Annotated in this window: 19 protein-coding genes; 9 read left to right on the forward strand and 10 right to left on the reverse strand. The window is 40.4% G+C overall.

The features are described 5' to 3' along the window. Positions 1–14 precede the first annotated feature (14 nt). From ispG to ACXM0J_RS09360, 6 genes are all read left to right on the forward strand, one after another. Positions 15–1130 (forward strand): flavodoxin-dependent (E)-4-hydroxy-3-methylbut-2-enyl-diphosphate synthase, encoded by a 1116-nt coding sequence (gene ispG / locus ACXM0J_RS09335; RefSeq protein ID WP_002115078.1) that lies wholly within the window; start codon positions 15–17, stop codon positions 1128–1130. After that, entirely contained in the window at positions 1127–2419 is a 1293-nt protein-coding gene (hisS, locus tag ACXM0J_RS09340; protein WP_086265031.1) for a histidine--tRNA ligase, read from the forward strand. Before ispG ends, hisS begins: the two co-directional genes overlap by 4 nt. Positions 2420–2447: 28 nt before the next feature. Next, positions 2448–3146 carry a YfgM family protein gene (locus ACXM0J_RS09345; RefSeq protein ID WP_017398816.1) on the forward strand — a complete coding sequence of 233 codons (699 nt, stop codon included), beginning with the start codon at positions 2448–2450 and terminating at the stop codon, positions 3144–3146. Then, entirely contained in the window at positions 3146–4291 is a 1146-nt protein-coding gene (gene bamB / locus ACXM0J_RS09350; protein ID WP_086265030.1) for an outer membrane protein assembly factor BamB, read from the forward strand. Before ACXM0J_RS09345 ends, bamB begins: the two co-directional genes overlap by 1 nt. Positions 4292–4479: 188 nt before the next feature. Continuing rightward, a complete protein-coding gene (der, locus tag ACXM0J_RS09355; protein WP_005066184.1) occupies positions 4480–5889 on the forward strand; it encodes a ribosome biogenesis GTPase Der in 1410 nt (469 codons plus the stop codon). Positions 5890–6005: 116 nt separating this feature from the next. Continuing rightward, positions 6006–6662 carry a 4'-phosphopantetheinyl transferase family protein gene (locus ACXM0J_RS09360; protein WP_086265029.1) on the forward strand — a complete coding sequence of 219 codons (657 nt, stop codon included), beginning with the start codon at positions 6006–6008 and terminating at the stop codon, positions 6660–6662. A gap of 70 nt (positions 6663–6732) precedes the next feature. On the opposite strand, the gene secB is transcribed toward ACXM0J_RS09360, so the two are convergent. The 4 genes from secB to rsgA all read right to left on the reverse strand — a co-directional run bounded on the left by secB (position 6733) and on the right by rsgA (position 9063). Then, positions 6733–7191 carry a protein-export chaperone SecB gene (secB, locus tag ACXM0J_RS09365; protein ID WP_002115005.1) on the reverse strand — a complete coding sequence of 153 codons (459 nt, stop codon included), beginning with the start codon at positions 7189–7191 and terminating at the stop codon, positions 6733–6735. A gap of 27 nt (positions 7192–7218) precedes the next feature. Further along, positions 7219–7476: a glutaredoxin 3 gene (grxC, locus tag ACXM0J_RS09370; RefSeq protein WP_002114715.1), complete on the reverse strand. Its 258-nt coding sequence runs from the start codon at positions 7474–7476 to the stop codon at positions 7219–7221. 11 nt (positions 7477–7487) lie between these two features. Next, positions 7488–7904: a rhodanese-like domain-containing protein gene (locus ACXM0J_RS09375; protein WP_000443006.1), complete on the reverse strand. Its 417-nt coding sequence runs from the start codon at positions 7902–7904 to the stop codon at positions 7488–7490. Positions 7905–8001: 97 nt separating this feature from the next. Beyond that, positions 8002–9063: a ribosome small subunit-dependent GTPase A gene (gene rsgA, locus ACXM0J_RS09380; protein WP_005066188.1), complete on the reverse strand. Its 1062-nt coding sequence runs from the start codon at positions 9061–9063 to the stop codon at positions 8002–8004. Between the two features lie 125 nt (positions 9064–9188). On the opposite strand from rsgA, the gene orn reads away from it, so the two are divergent. From orn to ACXM0J_RS09395, 3 genes are all read left to right on the forward strand, one after another. After that, entirely contained in the window at positions 9189–9755 is a 567-nt protein-coding gene (gene orn / locus ACXM0J_RS09385) for an oligoribonuclease (protein ID WP_000099436.1), read from the forward strand. 152 nt (positions 9756–9907) lie between these two features. After that, entirely contained in the window at positions 9908–10639 is a 732-nt protein-coding gene (locus ACXM0J_RS09390) for a Bax inhibitor-1/YccA family protein (protein WP_004794670.1), read from the forward strand. A 136-nt stretch (positions 10640–10775) separates the two neighbouring features. Beyond that, the gene (locus ACXM0J_RS09395) at positions 10776–11579 is read left to right on the forward strand and encodes an enoyl-ACP reductase FabI (protein ID WP_031944198.1); all 804 of its coding nucleotides are present in this window, start codon (positions 10776–10778) and stop codon (positions 11577–11579) included. A gap of 69 nt (positions 11580–11648) precedes the next feature. Here the strand turns inward: ACXM0J_RS09395 and ACXM0J_RS09400 are convergent, their stop codons facing one another. The 6 genes from ACXM0J_RS09400 to leuS form a co-directional block, all read right to left on the reverse strand. Next, positions 11649–13043, reverse strand: coding sequence for an efflux transporter outer membrane subunit (locus tag ACXM0J_RS09400; RefSeq protein ID WP_086265082.1), 1395 nt, complete (start codon positions 13041–13043; stop codon positions 11649–11651). A gap of 22 nt (positions 13044–13065) precedes the next feature. Next, positions 13066–15060 (reverse strand): MacB family efflux pump subunit, encoded by a 1995-nt coding sequence (locus ACXM0J_RS09405; RefSeq protein ID WP_002114873.1) that lies wholly within the window; start codon positions 15058–15060, stop codon positions 13066–13068. Positions 15061–15062: 2 nt separating this feature from the next. Further along, positions 15063–16403 (reverse strand): MacA family efflux pump subunit, encoded by a 1341-nt coding sequence (locus ACXM0J_RS09410; protein WP_017398821.1) that lies wholly within the window; start codon positions 16401–16403, stop codon positions 15063–15065. Between the two features lie 107 nt (positions 16404–16510). Beyond that, entirely contained in the window at positions 16511–17500 is a 990-nt protein-coding gene (gene holA, locus ACXM0J_RS09415; protein WP_086265028.1) for a DNA polymerase III subunit delta, read from the reverse strand. 18 nt (positions 17501–17518) lie between these two features. Continuing rightward, the gene (locus tag ACXM0J_RS09420; RefSeq protein ID WP_086265027.1) at positions 17519–18028 is read right to left on the reverse strand and encodes an LPS-assembly lipoprotein LptE; all 510 of its coding nucleotides are present in this window, start codon (positions 18026–18028) and stop codon (positions 17519–17521) included. A gap of 27 nt (positions 18029–18055) precedes the next feature. Beyond that, positions 18056–20680, reverse strand: coding sequence for a leucine--tRNA ligase (leuS, locus tag ACXM0J_RS09425; RefSeq protein ID WP_086265026.1), 2625 nt, complete (start codon positions 20678–20680; stop codon positions 18056–18058). Positions 20681–20736 lie beyond the last annotated feature (56 nt).

Here is a 20736-nt window from a genome sequence, read left to right on the forward strand (position 1 = left end):
AGTTGAGCGATACAATGATAGAGAACCCAATTAAACGTCGACCAACACGTAAAATCCGTGTTGGTTCGGTGTATGTCGGTGGCGATGCACCTATTAGCGTGCAAAGTATGACAAATACCGAAACTTGCGATGTCGATGCAACCGTTGCTCAAATTGAGCGTTGCGTTGATGCAGGTGCTGATATTATGCGTGTTTCGGTCCCATCTATGGAGGCTGCTGAAGCATTTGGCGCGATCCGTAAACGTGTTTCAGTTCCATTAGTGGCTGATATTCACTTTGATCATAGAATTGCTCTAGCTGTTGCAGATTATGGTGCAGACTGTTTACGTATTAACCCAGGTAATATTGGTTCAGATCAGAAAGTGCGTGAAGTGGTTGCTGCGGCGCGTCATCATGGCATTTCTATGCGTATTGGGGTCAATGCGGGTTCTTTAGAAAAAGATTTACAAAAGAAATATGGCGAGCCTACAGGTGAGGCGCTGCTCGAATCAGCACTACGTCATATTGATATTTTAGATCGTCTCAACTTCCATGAATTTAAAGTCAGCGTAAAAGCATCAAATGTGTTTTTAACCATGGATGCTTATCGTTTACTCTCAAAGCAAATTGATAACCCATTACATTTAGGTGTGACTGAAGCTGGTATTTACCGTACAGGTACTGTGAAGTCAGCGATTGCCCTTGGCGGATTGTTGATGGAAGGTATTGGCGATACGATGCGTATTTCGCTTGCCGCCGAACCGGAAGATGAAATCAAAATTGGTTTTGATATTTTAAAATCGCTAGGGCTTCGCTCTAACGGTATTAACTTTATTGCTTGCCCAAGTTGTTCTCGCCAAGAATTTAATGTTATTCAGGTAATGCAAGCGTTGGAAGAGCGTTTAGAAGATATTCGTACTCCAATGGATGTGTCGGTAATTGGCTGTAAAGTAAACGGCCCGGGTGAAGCAAAAGAAGCTGATATCGGGGTTGTCGGGGCAGCGCCTCGCTCATTGGTTTATCGTAATGGTGAAAAAAGCCATTTAATCGATACCGATCAATTGGTTGATGAAATCGAAACTATGGTTCGTCAACGTGTCCAAGAGCTTGAAGAAGCTAAATCTAAAGAAATTATTCGTAGTTCATCATGAGTTCAATCGTCGCAATCAAAGGTTTTAATGACATCTTGCCAACGCAAACAGTAGCGTGGAGACGTCTCGAGCAACATTTAGCATCTTTAATGGATGCTTATGGATATCAACAAATTCGTTTGCCGATCGTTGAACAAACGGGCTTGTTTAAACGTGCTATTGGTGATGCTACCGATATTGTTGAAAAAGAAATGTATACCTTTTTCGACAAAGGTAATCCACCAGAGTCATTAACCTTACGTCCGGAAGGTACAGCAGGTTGTGTTCGTGCCTTAGTTGAACATAATTTGTTGCGCGGTGCTACGCCACGCGTGTGGTATATGGGACCTATGTTCCGTTATGAGAAGCCACAAAAAGGACGTTACCGCCAGTTCCACCAGTTTGGTGTGGAAACTTTCGGTGTTGCGACTCCTGATATTGATGCTGAATTGATTATGTTGACCGCTCGTTTATGGAAACGTATGGGCGTTGCTGATAAGGTTCAGCTTGAGTTAAATACTTTGGGCGAAACTGATGAGCGTACAGAGTATCGTAATGCTTTGGTTGCGTTTTTAAACGAGCATAAAGATGCGTTGGATGAAGATTCACAACGCCGTTTAACAACGAATCCATTACGTATTTTAGATTCTAAAATTGAATCTACTCAGAAAATTTTAGAAAATGCGCCGAAATTACATGACTTCTTGAAAGACGAAAGCTTGGATCATTTTAAGCAGTTACAAGATTATTTGACAGCTGCTGGCATCCAATTTGTCATTAATCAAAAATTAGTGCGTGGTCTGGATTACTACAATAAAACCGTTTTTGAATGGACAACTACCGCTTTAGGTTCGCAAGGTACTGTGTGTGCCGGCGGTCGCTACGACGGTTTAGTTGGTCAGCTAAAAGGTAAGCCAGATCAATCTGTACCTGCTGTTGGTTTTGCGATGGGTATGGAGCGTTTATTGCTTCTACTTGAGCAAGTTGAACAAGCTCAAGTTATTCGTGATTGTGAAGTCTTCTTGGTTGCAGAACCTGCTTATCAAACTAAAGCTTTGATTTTAGCAGAACAATTACGTGACCAGTTAGAAGCTGCAAATAGCAGTATTCGAATCAAAACAGGTTCACAAGGCAGCATGAAGAGTCAGATGAAAAAAGCTGATCAGGCTGGGGCAGTTTACGCCATGATTTTAGGTGAGCGTGAATGGGAAGCGCAGCAGCTTGCTATCAAAGAGTTAGCAACAGCTGAGCAGTCTCAAGTTGCGCTGGCTGAGCTTGTACCATTCTTAATCGAAAAATTTACAAAATAAACTGAAACATCTGGAAAAGGACAATCACATGAGTGTAAGTGATGAAGAACAATTCGACAGCTTAAAGTCGTTCGCCAAAAAATATGGTTCTGCCATGATTAGCGGGATTCTCATTGCATTGATTGCCTTTTTTGGGTGGGAATACTGGCAAAAAAGAAATCTTGCGAGCAGCCAGACAGAAACTGCAAAAGTACAGCAGTTAATGGATGAAGCAAATGCAAGTGCTGATAATCCTAATGCTCTAACTTCGGTAACAGCATCGGCAGATAAAATCGTAAAAGATGATATCGATTCTGTTCAGGCGATACAGACTCAGTTTGTATTAGCAAAATTAGCTTATGAAAAACAAGACTATGCTGCTGCTGAAAAAGCATTGAAGAAAGTCGAAAATTCAAAAGTAAAAGATGAAGGTTTGATTCAGGTTGTAAAATTGCGTTTAGCAGATGCACAATTGGCGCAAAACAAATATGATGAAGCACTGAAAACTTTGTCTGGTAACGTCGATCCTGCGTTTAAAGCAACAGTAGAAGAGTTACGTGGCGATATCTTTGTTGCTAAGAAAGATATTGATTCTGCTAAAAAAGCGTATCAAGCTGCATGGGATTCGTTACTGGAACGTAAACAAGAACGACAAATTTTACAAATTAAACTCGAAAGTGTTGGCGTTTTAGTTGAAGATCCACAGATTGAGCGCCCAATTTTGGAAACACAGGTGGAAGAGTCTTAATGAATCAGAAATTCAAACTGCCTTTGGCAATTGCAATCACATCAGCTGTACTGGTGGGATGTTCTAGCAACAAAGTAAAAGAAGCAAAACCAAATCCACTACCGAAATTGACTGAGTCGAAAAAGACTCTAGTACCCGTGTTTTCGCGCAGTGTTTCTTCTACTGATAAGGCAGATCCGTTACGTTTGCAGCTTGATGCAAGTGAGGGCGTGGTCTTTACGCTTGACCCAAAAGGTGAGGTCGCTGCATATCGTGGCAAGCAACGCATTTGGGAGAAAAAGGTCAGCAAATTAGGCTTGAGCTCTGGTGTTGAAGCTGCTGAAGGAATTGTTGTTGTTGGTAATAGTAAAGGTCAACTTTTTGCTTTAGATCAGGCAACAGGTGAACAAAAGTGGACTGCGCAGTTATCTGGTGCACTATTAAGTCCTTCTTTAGTTCAGTCTGGACGCGTTATCACCATTGCAAACGACGGTACTGTATTTGCGCATGATGCTGCTTCAGGCCAGCAAGTTTGGGCTTATAAATTACCAAATGTCCAATTTAGTTTACGTGGTCAAGCATCACCTGTGAGCCTTGACCCACGTACTGTATTAATCGCATCTGCGAATGCTTATGTTTATGCAATTGATACGATTAGTGGTATTCCACGTTTCCAACGTCGTGTTGCGGTAAGTGAAGGCCGTTCTGATATTCAACGTTTGATTGATATCGATGGTGATCCTACTGTTGCTGGACAGTTTATGGTAACTACTAGTTTCCAAGGACAAGTGACCGTAACTGATCTAGCTTCTCAACGTGTAGTTTGGAGTGAAGACTCAAGCAGCACGAAGCGTCCAGAAGTTTATGACAATAAAGTATTTGTTTCATCAACTGATGGCAAGTTAACGGCTTATGATTTAACGACAGGTGAACAAGTTTGGCAAAATGATAGTTTATTAAACCGTCATTTAAGTAACCCTGTTGTGTTGGGATCGGACCTTATTGTTGGTGATTTAGATGGCGTTTTACATCTTGTTGATCCTGCAACAGGTAAGTTGATTGGTCGTTCAAAAACAAGCGGTGAGGTCAATACATTACGTGTTATTGAGAACCAACTTTACGTTTCGACCAGAAAAGGCGATTTAAGTATTTGGCAGAATCGTTAATTTCGTTTGCTTGTGCTAAAATAGCCGCTTAACAAATTACGCTGTTAAAAAATATCGGGGTGTTTGAATTAAATCAGTTCAAAGCCCCGTCTTTTATTATGGTCATATCTGACCTTAAAATATATCTCCTGTATTGTTTCTAATGCTCATGCCATGAGATATGGCTGGTCTTGAATTAAGGTTATTGTATGAAACCCGTTATTGCGCTCATTGGTCGTCCGAATGTCGGAAAATCAACGTTATTTAACCAGATTACCAAGAGTCGTGATGCACTTGTAGCCGACTTCGCGGGTCTGACTCGTGACCGTAAATATGGTGATGCGACTTATCAAAATAAGTCTTTCATTGTTGTTGATACTGGTGGTATCGGTGAGAGTGAAGGCGGTATCGATAACTACATGGCCGAGCAGTCAAAAACAGCGATCAATGAAGCAGATATTATTATTTTTGTGGTTGATGCTCGTGCTGGATTGTTAGCTTCTGATGAGCAAATTGCTCGTGAACTACGTACTTTAGGCAAGAAAATTTATCTTGTTGCGAACAAGGTAGATGGTGTTCATGCTGAAGCAGCGTTGGTTGAGTTCTACAAACTTGGTATGGGTGAACCATTACAAGTTGCAGCGAGCCATGGTCGTGGCGTACAGCAAATGCTGGAAGATGTACTTGCAGAAGTTCCAGAAGATGAAAATCCAGAAGAGCATGACAAAGATACTGGTTTACGCTTAGCAATTATTGGTCGTCCTAACGTTGGTAAGTCAACACTGGTCAACCGTTTGCTTGGTGAAGACCGTGTGGTGGCATTTGACCAACCAGGTACAACTCGTGACTCTATTTACATTCCTTTTGAGCGTGAAGGCCGTAAATACACTTTAATTGATACAGCGGGTGTGCGTCGTAAAGGTAAAGTTGATGAAATGATTGAGAAGTTCTCAATTGTTAAAACTTTGCAAGCCATGAAAGATGCACATGTTGTAGTAGTTGTAGTCGATGCGCGTGAAGGTATTGTTGAGCAAGACTTACATTTAATTGGCTATGCACTTGAAGCTGGTCGTGCCATGGTTATTGCCATCAACAAATGGGATAACATGTCTGAATACGACCGCAAGCAATGTAAGCTTGATGTTGAACGTCGTTTTGACTTTATTCCATGGGCAAAAATCCATTTAATTTCTGCTTTACATGGAACTGGGGTAGGTGATTTATATCCTTCTATCCACCGTGCTTATGAGTCTGCGAACTTAAAAGTATCACCAGCTAAATTGACTCAAATTTTGAGTGATGCGACAGAAGCTCATCAACCACCAATGATTAGCGGTCGTCGTATTAAAATGCGTTATGCACATATGGGTGGACAGAACCCACCGACTATCGTGATTCATGGTAATAAGGTTGATAAGACACCTGCCGATTATCGTCGTTACTTAGAAAACGTGTTCCGTAAAGTATATAAACTTGAAGGTACGCCCGTTCGTATTGACTTTAAAACTTCTGAAAACCCGTTTGAAGGTCGTAAGAGTCAGGTTGATGAACGTACTGCTGCACGTCGCCGTCGTTATATTCAGAAATTTAAGAAAGCAGAGAAAAAATTTAATCGTTAAGTTTTTTACTGTCCAAAAACCCAAAGTTTTCTTTGGGTTTTTTATTTTATTAGCTAATAATTTATAGGCACGTTGTTAATTTTAGCTTTGAGTTATGAAGGGTTCGGATTAATAGGATGAATAGTAAATATATAGATGTTTATATAGTAAAACTTAATAAGTTTTTAAATAAAGAACAACAAGATTTTCCTGATTTCCGTTCATTTAATCATTATAAAAAACAACAAATACAGAGTGTCAGAAATAGACTGATTGCAGAGAAATTACAACTCAATTCAATGGAATTGGAGTTTGCCAAGCATGAACATGGTAAACCTTATTTATTGAATCACACTTTGCATTTTAATCACTCACATAGCCAACAATACTACGCTTTAGCCATGAGCGAACATGTTAAAGATATTGGCGTAGATGTTGAGGAACTGGATCGAAATGTGCGCTTAGACGCTTTAGCAAAACATGCCTTTCATCCCGATGAATATGAAACATGGCTAAGCTTAGAACAAGATAGAGAATATTGGTTCAAAGTCTGGACCATTAAAGAAGCTGTTTTAAAAGCTTCAGGATTAGGTATACGTTTAGATTTAAATACGTTAAATACTCAGGCACATTCTACTGATCATGGTGGAGTCTGTTCTCACCCACTTAATGGGACATTTGCTTATCAGAATTTTATTGTTGGCAATATGATATTAACCGTTGCATGGCGTTCAGAGTTATCTTGCCGTGGTTTTCAATTTCCGTCTATTCAGCTTCACTCACTTGATCTTTAATAATCTAAATAGCACACATAAAAAAACCGCGTAATACGCGGTTTTTTTATTAAAAGGAGAAGCTAAAAAATTAAGCTTGACCTTCAACAGCAGCAGCTTGAGCACGTTGCATATTCGCTTCGAACTCTGCATCAAAGTTGATTGGAGTAAGAAGTAACTGTGGGAAGCTACCTTTAGTTACTAAATCATTTACAGCTTCACGTAAGAACGGGAACAAAATATTTGGGCAGTATGCGCCTAAAATATAAGGTAAACGCTCTTCTTCAATGTTGTCGATCAAGAAAATACCTGATTGAGTTACATCTACAATGAATGCTGTTTCGTTGTCGTTATCGGCTTGTACCACAACTTTTAAAGAAACTTCAAAGTGAGTTGGGTCAATCTTTTCTGCAGCAGAAGAAAGATTGATATTAAGTTCAGGTTGCCATTGTTTAGTAAAAACCTGCGCCCCAGGAACCTCAAAAGAAATATCTTTTGTATAAATACGCTCTAAAGCTAATTGTGGTTGAACTTGTTGTTCTTCGCTCATTGTTTTTTCCTTAATATGGATGCGATGTTAAGCCAATAATTCGTCGAGTTTACCTTCACGCTCTAAAGCATAAAGTTGGTCAAAACCACCGATAAACTGATCGTTAATGAAAATTTGTGGGACAGTACGATGATTTGTGCGTTGCATTAATTCAACACGTACTTCTGGTGCTTCAACAGAAAGATTTACTTCTTTATAAGCAACACCTTTACGCTCAAGTAACTGTTTAGCACGAACACAATACGGGCATACAGAAGTTGAGTAAACAATGACATTTGCAGCCATGATAATTCTCCTTAAGCTTTGGGTTTGCTTTTAACAAGAGGTAAGCCTTGTGCTTTCCAGTTACTAATACCACCATCAAGACGATAGCTATCGTGGTGAGCAACTTTTTGCAAAGCACTTCCAGCAACTTGCCCCAAGTTGCAAATAAATACCAATGGACGGTCACTTGCTTTTAATTCGTCAGCATGACTTGCGATTTGGCTATATGGAATATTGCGACTACCACTAATGTGACCTTCGCGGAAATCTTTGCTATCGCGTAAGTCAATCAAAAGAGCATTTTTCGCTTTCACTAAAATACCAAGCGACTGTGGAGAAATTTTACGACCATTACGTTGACCTTCAAAAATGAAGAACAACACGATCAAGACTCCGAGCGTACCAAACAAAATGGGGTGATTCCCCATAAACTCTAACCAGCGTTCCACAAGTCACCTAAAAAATTAAAAAACAAAATTGACCTAGAGTATAGCGTATATAGATGGTGATCAAAATCACCACTTCAAGGGCAAATAGGGCAGAAAATCAGTTTTTTTGCTGCGCTTCTTGAATCTCATCGATTAAACGCAAAAAGCTATCTAGTCGTCGTGGCAAAATTTCACCCGCTTCAACGGCCTGTTTAAGCCCACAATTCTTTTCATGAGTATGTGTGCAATTACGGAATTGGCAAGATCCTAGATGTGCTGCAATGTCAGGAAAGCCCATACGAATTTTTTCTAAATCGAGATGCCAAAGCCCAAACTCACGAATTCCCGGAGAATCAATTAAGGCACCATTTTTCCCGAAGTTGATTAAGCGCGTAGAGGTTGTCGTATGTTGTCCAAGTGCAGAGTTTTCAGAAATAACATTAGTTTTTTGCTCTGCATCTGGAATGAGCACATTAATTAAAGAGCTTTTTCCTACGCCGGATTGCCCTACAAATGCTACGGTTTCACCATCTAAACGCTCAGATAAAGCAGAGATATCTCCCTTCTTGGACTGACAAATCATCACCTCATAACCCAAGGTTTTATATTCTTCTAATAGGGTAAGAATTGGGTCATTTTCAGTGAGTAAATCAGACTTATTGAGGACCAAAAGAGCAGGAATGTTTGCATCTGCACAAGCAACTAAATATCGATCGATTAATGTTGGAGCGGGTTCAGGAAGCGGTGAAAATACAATCACAATCAAACTGATATTCGCGGCCACTGGTTTAACTTTGTGATAGCGGTCAGGGCGGGTAAGTAAAGATGTACGTGGGTGAATGGCTGTGATAATGCCTAAACCAGTATTTGGGTCTGCCTGCCATTTAACACGATCACCAGTTACAAGTAACTCAAGGTTAGTTCGGGTATGGCAACGCCAAACACTATTGAGCTCGATCGGCTTCCAGAATGGTTCTGGTTCTCCTTCGGCAACTTGTGGTTTTTCTGGGTGATGTTCAGGCACAGAGAGGGCTTGTACTTCAAGTTGACGGCCATAATGTTGTACAACGAGTCCGTCTAGATCCTGTGAAGTATCGATCTCTTCTTGGCGAGTTTTATGCTGTTTTTCAATACGACGTTGCTGTTGTTCAGTTAAACGACGCTTACGAATTAAAGCCATTCATATCCCAAAAAAACCATTGTTTGAAGACCGCAAAAATAGCATGAAGCAGCTATAGAATTACAGCGCGGAAGCAAGAAATTTGCTACTATTGATGTTTTTACGGCATTTTAGAACGTACATTCATGAGCAGTACTTTAAATACACGATTAATTTGGATTGATCTGGAAATGACCGGATTAGATACCGATAATGACCAAATTATTGAAATCGCAACAATTATTACAGATGATCATTTAAATGTACTTGCCGAAGGTCCAGTTTTGGCTATTCATCAACCTGATCGTATTTTAAATGCAATGGATGAATGGAACACTCGTCAACATGGGCAGTCTGGTTTGATTGAACGAGTTCGTCGCAGTAAATTAACAGCCCGTGATGCTGAGTTACAAACTTTAGAATTCCTAAAAAAATGGGTGAATCCAAAAGTTTCACCAATGTGCGGTAACTCAATCTGTCAGGATCGCCGTTTCTTACACCGTCTTATGCCTGAACTTGAGCAGTATTTCCACTACCGTAATCTTGATGTATCTACGGTAAAAGAGCTTTCAAAACGCTGGCGCCCTGAAATTATGAGTGGCCTGAAAAAGAATGCATCTCATTTGGCAATGGATGATATTCGTGACTCAATTTCAGAGTTGAAATATTACCGCGAATATTTCTTTATTATGAATACTGATGGTAAAGATTGATTACATTGTAGACGTGATATGAAAGGAGGCTTATGCCTCTTTTTTATTGTATAAAGGACATTGTTACAATAATGCCAATTGCTTAATTTGGCTTTCATATTCATTTTGCTTAAAATGATGTTTTAAATTTTTATTATAAAAAGAGAGCATTTATGCAAAGTAATAACCCGATACTGACTCGCGTTGAAACGGTCAGTGACTATAGTCAACCGATGACTGTGCAAGGTGCGATTCAAAAATCTGTTATGTTGACGGTCATTGCAGCTGCGGTGGGTGTCGCTTTATTTTTCTATGCAGCCTTTACTGCAAATGTTGGTATTGCTTACGCGGCTTCAATTGTGGGTGCAATTGGTGGCTTGGTTTTAGCTTTAATTACAACGTTTAAACCAACGACTGCGCCAACATTGGCAATTCCGTATGCCTTATTTGAAGGGGCTTTTTTAGGTGGTATTTCGTTTACTTTCCAGTTGAAATACCCAGGTGTTCCACTTCAGGCTTTATTAGCAACCTTTGTCACCACTTTGGTGATGTTTGGTTTATATAAATTCCAAATTATCCGCGCAACTGAAAAGTTTAAGTCAGTTGTAATCTCTGCATCTTTGGCAATCTTTATTGTATTTATCGTGCAGATGGTCATGCGTTTAGCTTTTGGTTCAAGCGTTCCTTATATTTTTGAAAGTAACTGGTTAGGTATTGGTTTTGCTGCATTTGTCGCTGTCATTGCTTCACTTAACCTGATTTTAGATTTTGATTTAATTGAAACTAATGCAGCTTATCGTGCACCAAAATTCATGGAATGGTTGTGTGGTATCGCATTACTTGCAACTTTAGTATGGATGTATATTTCTTTCTTACGTTTACTAGGCTTACTGTCTGACGACTAAGATTGAATTCATCTAGAAGTCGCTCCTTATCAGGAGCGATTTTTTTCGTGCGATTTTTGAAAAAAGATGCATTATGCAATTTCGAAAACCGCCGAATATTGGCATTATGCTTGAAATTGTTTTGAGTGAGATCGGCATGACACAAGGACTTTTAGCAGGTAAGCGCTTTTTGATTGCAGGCGTTGCTAGTAAATTATCAATTGCTTTTGGTATTGCCCAAGCATTACACCGTGAAGGTGCAGAGCTTGCGTTTACTTATCCAAACGAAAAATTAAAAAAACGTGTGGATGAATTTGCTGAGCAATTCGGTTCTAAGCTTGTGTTTCCATGTGATGTTGCTGTTGATGCTGAAATTGATAATGCATTTGCAGAACTTGCAAAACATTGGGATGGTGTAGACGGTGTTGTACACTCAATTGGCTTCGCACCTGCACATACACTTGATGGTGATTTTACTGACGTGACTGACCGTGAAGGTTTTAAAGTTGCTCATGACATCAGTGCATACAGCTTTGTTGCAATGGCACGTGCTGCAAAACCTCTATTACAAGCTCGCCAAGGTTGTTTATTAACTTTGACTTACCAAGGTTCTGAGCGCGTTATGCCTAACTATAACGTTATGGGTATGGCAAAAGCGTCTTTAGAAGCTGGTGTTCGCTATTTAGCATCAAGCCTTGGCGTTGATGGTATCCGTGTAAACGCGATTTCTGCGGGTCCAATCCGTACTTTGGCTGCTTCTGGTATTAAATCTTTCCGTAAAATGTTAGATGCTAATGAAAAAGTTGCACCATTAAAGCGTAATGTAACCATTGAAGAAGTAGGTAACGCAGCGTTATTCCTATGTTCACCTTGGGCTTCAGGTATTACTGGTGAAATTCTATATGTAGATGCTGGTTTCAATACTGTAGGTATGAGCCAAAGCATGATGGATGATGAATAAGTTTTGAAATTTATTCAGGCATAAAAAAAGCCGTAGTTAAAGGACTACGGCTTTTTTTATGGGCGCAAGTTATTGCGGCAGTTCTTTTACAGGTGAACCACCTAAAGCTTGCATCAGAGTGACATAAGCGTTGTATTGGCTTTGCTTGGTTTCAACGAGACTTAATCGTGCAGTACGTGTGGTTTGCTGAGCATCGAGAAGAGTCTTTAATGCAACAGCACCATAGCGATAACGGACTTCTGTTAAACGTTCAGTTTTTTCTGCAAGTTCAACATTACGCTCTTGTAACGCTACTTGTTTGTCGAGTTCTGTACGACTCGATAAAGCATTTTCTACATCAGCAAAAGCCTGATAAAGCGTTTGACGATATTGAATAATCGCTTTTTCATAATCCAGATTGCTAATCGCGATATCTTTTTTCATATCGTTATATTGCAAAAACGGTAAGCTCAAACTCGCCCCAAGCGTGAGGGCAGGGTTACGTAATAACTCTGTTAACGATGTGCTGCTTGAGCCCAAACTACTGGTTAAGCTAATCGATGGATAGTAGCTCGCCTTAGTAGCATCTTTAGTCGCTAATGCTTTTCTTAAACGTAACTCACTCGCTTGCAAATCAGGGCGGCGCGATAAAATATCGGCAGGTAAACCAGCACCAATTGCAGGTAGAGCAGTGCGTGGTAAACGCTTTGGCTCTTGAATGTTCAATTGTTGCAATGGCTCATGTAATAGCACTGCAATAGCTGTACGTGTTTCAACCAATTGTTGTTCAATCTGGCTTAAACTCGCTTTCTGGCTTTGTACCGATTGTTCTGCTTGAGTCAGATCTACACCTGAAACAGCGCCAGCTTTATATTGAATCTGCACCAAGTCATAAAGCTTTTGAGAGGTTGCTAGACTTTGCTGTGCGGTTGTATAACGCTCATTTAAATAACCCAGTTGCCAATAAAGTTTGGCAGTAGTTGCAATTAAACTTTGCCCAGTAGCTTGTAAATCTTGTTCTGTCGCTAAAGCTTCCCATTTACTTGCTTCGGTTTGGCGTGCAAGCTTGCCAAACAAATCAAGCTCATAGCTTACTCCCGCACTCATGGAAAGACCATTAGCACTGTCATCTCCCGAATTTAAATCGAAAGAATGTCCAGTAGAAACACTAGAGCTAGTTCGCAAGCCTTGCTTATTAGCGGTTAAATCAGCTTGTAGACGGGCTTGCTTTAAAGCAATACCTGCAACTGCTAAATCACTGTTACGCTCTAATACATTGCTTACAAGCTGATTGAGCTGTGCGTCGTTAAAGAGTGTCCACCAACGGTCAGAATATTGATCGGCAGACATGGTTTTTGTTTTTGCTGTGTCATACTGAAAACTACCCGGAACTTGTACTGCAGGTGTTTCATAAGGTGTTTTTACTACAGCTGCACATCCTACAAGAGAACCTGTGAGAAGAAGTGCTGTGCTGAGTTTAGTCATAGAGAAAGACATGCAATTTTCCTTATTCTCGTGATAGTGCGGCAACAGGGTCAAGTTTCGCGGCATTCTTGGCAGGCAAGAAACCAAATACGACACCAATCAGTGTTGAACAGACAAATGCGGCAATAATAGAAGTGCTTGAATAAGCTACACTAAAGTTACCGCCAGCAAATTTATTAATAAGTTGTCCAAGTCCAAGCGACAATAAGACGCCAAGCACACCACCAATTAAACATACTAAAATTGCTTCAATCAGGAATTGCTGCAAAATATCACTTTGACGCGCACCTACGGCCATACGTACGCCAATTTCCTGAGTACGTTCAGTCACCGAAACCAACATAATATTCATTACCCCGATACCACCAACGACCAATGAAATTACGGCAATTGCTGAAACCAGAAGGGTCATCGTGCTGGTTGTTTTCTCAATAGTCTGACGGATACTGTCACTGTTCATGGTGAAAATATCTTGTGCACCATGGCGCTGGGTTAATAAATTCACAATCGCATTTTCTGCGGCAGCAGTTGAATATTTGTCATTAATACGAACCACGATATTACGTACATTAGATTGTCCTAACATACGGCTCATTACGGTTGTATAAGGCATATAGACATTTAGCGTGTCATCTGAACCCATGCCGCTTGTTTGTGGCTCAACCACACCAATAATACGAGCAGGTACACTACCAAGTAACACTACTTGACCGATTGGGTTGGTACCGTCACTAAAGAACTGCTTTTGAGTATTGGTATCAATGACCACATCCTGTGAGCGATCACGGACACTACGTTGATCAAAAGTTTGTCCATCTTTAAAGACCAAACCTTTCACATCGAAATAATCATTACTCACACCATTAATGGTCGCGTTCGCTTCATTTTGTTGATAACGCATGGTTTTGGATGTGCTGACGATTGGGCTGACTGCACTAACATACGGTTGAGTCATTAACGCATCAGCATCGGCAGGTACCAAGGTTTTAAAACTTGCAGTTTTAGAGTTGTCACCAAAACCACGGCCCTGAAATACCGTAATCGTATTTGTTCCCAGACTGCTAATATTGCTTAAAATTTGCTGTTGAGAGCCTTTACCTAATGCGACAACCGTAACAACCGATGCAATACCAATGATGATCCCCAGCATGGTTAAAAAAGTACGCATGCGGTGGGCATTCATAGACAGTAAAGCCATTTGAAAGGCTTCAGATAAACGGTCTAAAGTAGAACGCCATGCAGAAATACTTTTACCTTTCTTCTGTTTACCTTGCAAAGCAGGCGCTGCATCAGGATCAGATTTGATTGGTTCAGCTGCTTGATCTGGAACATTAGGGCGGTCACTAATAATTTCTCCGTCACTAATCTCGATAATGCGAGTCGCATTTTTTGCAACTTGCATATCGTGGGTGACTAAAATAATAGTGTGACCTGCGGCATTGAGTTCACGCAAAATACGCATCACCTCAACACCACTATGAGAGTCAAGCGCCCCTGTTGGTTCATCTGCCAGAATAACGTCACCGCCATTCATCAGCGCACGGGCAATAGAAACACGTTGCTGCTGACCACCAGAAAGTTGGCTTGGTCTATTGAGGGTTTTAGTACCTAAACCTAATTCGGTCAGTAAAGCCGTTGCGCGTTGTTTACGTTCAGAAGGGGTAACACCTGCATAAACAGCTGGAACTTCTACGTTACCTTCAGCAGATAAATCACCTAATAAATGGTAGCGCTGGAAAATAAAACCAAAATATTCACGGCGTAGTCGAGCGAGTTGATCTGGCTCAAGTTTACCTGTTTCTTGTCCATTAACCTTGTAACTACCACTCGTAGGTCGGTCCAAACACCCCAAAATATTCATGAGGGTCGATTTACCAGAACCAGATTGACCGACAATGGCAACCAGTTCGCCTTCGTAAATGGTCAGGTCAATACCTTTTAAAATTTGTATCGTGCTTTCGCCAGCAGGGAATTCCCGGACTAGATTGCTGACTTCAAGCAAAGCTTGTTTTGTCATGCTTACATTCCCATTGGGCCACTACGGCGACGGTTATTACTACTATTTGCTGATGCAGCAGAAGTATCTGCACTATCGGCAATCACAACTTGATCACCTTGTTTTAAGCCCGCAAGAACTTGCGCATTTACACGGTTGTTAATACCCACCAAAATCTGAGTTGGTTTAGTTGTGCCATCGGCTTGTAATACACGTACAACACTTAACGTTAATTTACCTTGTTCAACCAGTTGTTTTTGTTCAGCAGTTAAATTTAAACGTTCTAAACGAACACCACTACCTGAATTTTTTCTTTCTGCACTTGGAGTCGAAGCAGCTTTATCTGTAGATTGACCAGATTTTCTTTGGCCTGAAAATTGTTTAGAACTCAGTGCTGATGAAGGAACAAGTAGGGCATTTTTAGCTGAATCTAATACGATATAAACTTGTGCTGTCATATCAATACGCAATTTACCATCAGTATTTGGCACATCGAATAACGCATTATAGTAAACAGCTGAACTGGTTGTTGAGCTTGTTGTACTTGTTGATTCACTAGAAATTGAGTCTGGAGCTGGTTCAATCTGACGTAATGTTGCATAGCGCTTAGTTTCATCACCTAAAGTTGTAAAGTAAACCTGTTGTCCTTTTTCAACTTTCATAATGTCAGCTTCACTCACCTGCGCCTTAATCGTCATGTTTTGTAGCTTTGCAATTTTGACAATTGTTGGAGCGCTTTGGTTTGCGTTTACAGTTTGGCCTTCTTCGGTCACAATCGCGACAACGGTACCATCAGTTGGAGCAACAATACGTGTGTAACCAATATTGGTTTGTGCCGTAGATTTTGTCACTTTTGCAGATTCGATCTGTGCATCTAATGCTTTAATTTGCGCCTGAGCTGTTTTATAGCTTGCCTCAGCCGATTCTAAATCTGCACGAGGCGTTGCATCTTGCGCATACATTTGTTGCTGACGGCGGTATTCAAGTTGTTTTTCATTTAAAGAAGCAACTTGTTGAAGGCGCTGCGCTTCTAAATTTTTAATATTCGCATCAGAAGTTTTTAAACTATTTTCTTGGGTGGTTGAGTCAATTTGTGCGATAAGTTGACCTTGTTTCACTTGATCGCCCAACTGTACATACATCTTTTTGACCTGACCAGATACCTGTGCACCCACACTAATCAGTTTGGTTGCATCAAGTGTACCTGTTGCAAGGACATTATTTTCAATATCTCCGCGTGTTACCTCAGCTGTAATATATTGAGGCTGCTGCTCTTTAGGCTTTAAAAATTTCCAAGCTAATACAGCAATAATGGCTATACAGACGATGATAATAACAAGTTTGATTGGCTTTATTTTTGGCATGGCGAGAGGTCGAAAAGTCTAAAATTTAATTTAGTATAAAAGCGAAATGAGGATAAAACGTGAATTTTTATGATATTTCAGGAATGAAGAAAAATGATTCGGCCGAATTATTGTATAAATAGTGTTTTCCCACATAATTCAGCAATCGCTTGCTGCATCAAATGTTGGGCATTTTCATTCGACATTCCTTTAATTGCCGCATCAACTTGCAATAGAAGGGTAGACCAGCCTAAAAACTGTTGAGGATTTAATCTTCTTAAAGCTTGTTGATATAAACCAACCTTTGTTTTCCAGATACCAAGTTGTAATGCATTATGAGGCTGCTCAAATAATTGCATCAATAAACGCATTTCTTTACTTAGTGTCCATAAGATCAGACTTTCTGGCTCACCAGCTGCAATTAAATATTGAAAAATCTTAATGGACTGAGCGAGATTACCTTCTAATAAAGCATCGCTTAAATCGTAAGTGGTGTAACGAGACTGATCTTGTAAACAAGCATACAACTGTTCAATTTGAATCAGTTGTTGGTCTGGAAAAGTATCTCTTACACGCATCAAGCTATTTTTAGCTGCGAGCAAATTATGTTCATGATGCTGCATGAGCCATTGCCAGGCATCATTATCGAGTTGAATTTCAAGTTTCTCTGCTTCGGCAGATAAAATTCTTTGGCGGTCTTGCGGATAGTTTGCCGTAAGGGCAACGACAACACCATTTGCTTCAACAACTTGGAAAAAAGCAGACTTTAAACTACTACTATCTTGTTTAGGTAAAACAATTAAAAGTAAGTTAGTTTCATTATGTTGGATATAACTTTTAAGTTGTTTTAGCCCATTTGCGTCAGGCTTTATATTGCCATGTACTTCAATGGCAAGCTGCTGAGAAAATAAAGATAAGCTGTTAAGAGCGTTAAAAACATTTTTCCAGTCGCTTACACTACTAATATCGTAGCGCTGTCTTTCAATTTCTTTTTGTTGCCAACTTTTACGAAAAGCATCTAATAAATTTTGTTCCAGCAAAGGTTCTTGGCCATGTAAAATCCACGCACCCCGTGCTTCCGGAATGCGTTTTAAGGCTTGCAAATAGTCAATTTTCATTGCTGATAAAACTGGAGATTAAGGTTGAGCTTTTGGTAAGCGGTTTGCTGAAATCTGACGAGTAATTTGTTGTGCAATGTCATCAATTACAATACGTTGTAAATAAGATTCTTGCTGATTTTCGGTGTTAACCGTTGCAAGATCATATTGATAACTACGAGATGCAGTTAATGAACGTGGTTCAGTAATTTTGTTACCTTGACGATCTTCAATCTGGAAGGTTACGGTTAAGCGTAATAATACTTCCGTTAGTTTTCCGTTTAAAAGCTGACGACGTGGTGTGTATTCTAAAACACGGAGTACATAGGCATCATTATCATTGCTGAGTTGAACACCATTTGCAGCCAAATAAACTTTTAACTGGGTTTCTAAATCATCAGTTTTAGCTGGTAACTCAAGGCTTAACTTTTTATAAACAAGCGGAGTTGCAGTCGGGTTGGTTCCTTTTAAATGAAATCCACACCCGACTAAGCCTGCACTAAGGCCTAAGGTTAAAACAACAGCGGCTAAACGTTTGGCAAAGTGCATGCTTGATCCTCTCATTAATAACTTTAATTAAACCACGAGGTTAACTAATTTATTTGGAACCACAATTTCTTTCTTTGTTGGTCCTGTTAAGAATTGTTGAACTTCTGGAAGGGCCTTAGCTTGAGCTAATAGATCTTCTTTAGAAATATCAACAGAAACTTCAAGTTTACCGCGAAGTTTACCGTTAACCTGTACAACAATCGTTTGCGTATTACGAGTTAATGCAGAAGCATCGACTTCAGGGAATGTTGCTGCTGTTACATCTGTACCAAACTGAGCCAATAATGTTTGACTTAAATGCGGTGCAAATGGAGCAAGTAAAGTTAACAGTGTAGTGATCGCTTCACGTTCTACAGCAACGTCGTTGTCATCTTTTGCTTCAAACTTATTGCTTGCATTTAACAATTCCATCAAAGCAGCAATCGCAGTATTGAATGCATGACGACGTTCGATATCATCACTTACTTTTTGAATGGTTTCGTGAGTTTTACGACGTAAATCTTGAGCATCTTTAGACAAGTTAGCAGCATCAATCGTAGAAGCTTGGTTGCCCTTTTCAAGGAAGCTCGCTACAAGGCGCCATACACGTTTCAAGAAACGGTTTGCACCTTCAACACCTGCATCAGACCATTCTAAAGATTGATCTGGTGGAGCAGCGAACATCATGAATACACGTGCTGTATCTGCGCCGTATTGATCAATAATCGCTTGTGGGTCGATACCGTTGTTTTTCGACTTAGACATTTTTTCTTGTCCACCGATCACAACTTCTTGACCATCACCTGAATATTTTGCAGAAAGAATACGACCTTTTTCATCGCGTTCTAATTCGATATCAGCAGGGTTAAACCAAGTTTTCTTACCATTTTCTGCTTCACGATAGAATGTATCTGCAAGCACCATGCCTTGAGTTAACAAGTTGGTAAATGGCTCATTACCTTGTACAACACCTTCATCACGCATCAATTTATGGAAGAAACGTGCATAAAGTAAGTGGAGAATCGCGTGTTCAACACCACCAATATATTGGTTTACAGGAAGCCAGTTTTGAGCTGCTTCAGGTTTAACCATACCGCCAGTAAAGTCTGGAGATGCATAGCGTGCGTAGTACCAAGATGACTCTACGAAAGTATCCAAGGTATCTGTTTCACGACGTGCATCGCCGCCACAGCAAGGACATTTAGTTTCATAGAATTCAGGCATTTTATTAAGCGGATTACCTGAACCATCTGGAACAACGTCAGTTGGTAATACAACCGGAAGCTGGTCTTCTGGAACTGTGACTTGACCACAAGTATCACAGTTAATCATTGGAATTGGACAACCCCAGTAACGTTGACGAGAAACACCCCAGTCACGTAAACGGAATTGAACTTTAGAATTTGCTAAACCTTGTGGTTCTAATTTTGCAAGGAATGCATCGAATGCAGCTTGGAATTCCAAACCGTCAAACTCGCCCGAGTTAACAAGTTTACCTTCTTTAGAACCGTACCATTCTTGCCACTCAGTTGCAGAGTAATCTGCATCGTCAGCACCTTTGGCATCAATCACTTGCTTAATTGGCAAATTGAACTTGTTAGCAAATTCAAAATCACGTTCGTCATGCGCCGGTACAGCCATAACTGCGCCAGAACCATAAGACATTAATACGTAGTTTGCGATCCAGACAGGAAGCTCTTCACCAGTTACAGGGTGCTTTACAAACAAGCCTGTTGCCATGCCTTTTTTCTCGGCTGTTGCCAAGTCTGCTTCTGCAACTGAACCCATGCGGCACTCTTCAATAAATGCAGCCAATTCAGGGTTGTTTTTAGCAGCTTTAAGCGCAAGAGGGTGTTCTGCTGCAACGGCAACATATGTCACGCCCATAAGCGTGTCAGCACGTGTTGTATAAACAGTTAAGCCATCAGCATAAATTTCGGTATGGGCAGATGGGAAAGTAATTTCCATGCCTGTAGAGCGACCAATCCAGTTGCGTTGCATGGTCAACACTTGTTGAGGCCAGCCGTCTTGTAGGGTGTCTAGGTCGTCTAATAATTCTTGTGCATAGTCCGTAATACGGAAGTAGTACATTGGAATATCGCGTTTTTCAACCAATGCACCTGAGCGCCAGCCACGACCATTTTCAACTTGCTCGTTTGCTAAAACAGTTTGGTCAACCGGATCCCAGTTTACTGTTGAAAGTTTACGGTAGATTAGGCCTTTTTTATAAAGCTGAACAAATAACCATTGCTCCCAGTGATAATATTCTGGTGTACAAGTTGCGAATTCGCGATCCCAGTCTACAGATAGACCTAATTTTTTTAATTGATCACGCATGTAAGCAATGTTTTCAAATGTCCATTTTGCTGGAGCAACTTTATGGGCAATTGCTGCGTTTTCCGCAGGTAAACCGAATGCATCCCAACCCATAGGTTGTAGTACGGTTTCACCTTTTAAACGGTAGAAACGGCTAATCACATCGCCAATTGTATAGTTACGCACATGCCCCATATGCAGCTTGCCACTTGGGTAAGGAAACATTGACAGGATGTAGCGATGTTTACCTTCGACAGTGTCGGCAACTTTAAAGACTTTACGATTTTCCCAATCTTGTTGAACTGATGGTTCAATCGTGTTTGCTTGATATTCGGGGTCAATGTGAGAAATAGTCATAGACGTAAGCTATACAACAAAAATTGATATTAAAGATTGTTGCACAGCATAGCGCA

The sequence above is a fragment of the Acinetobacter sp. GRABPA_MV_2 genome (assembly GCF_056725885.1).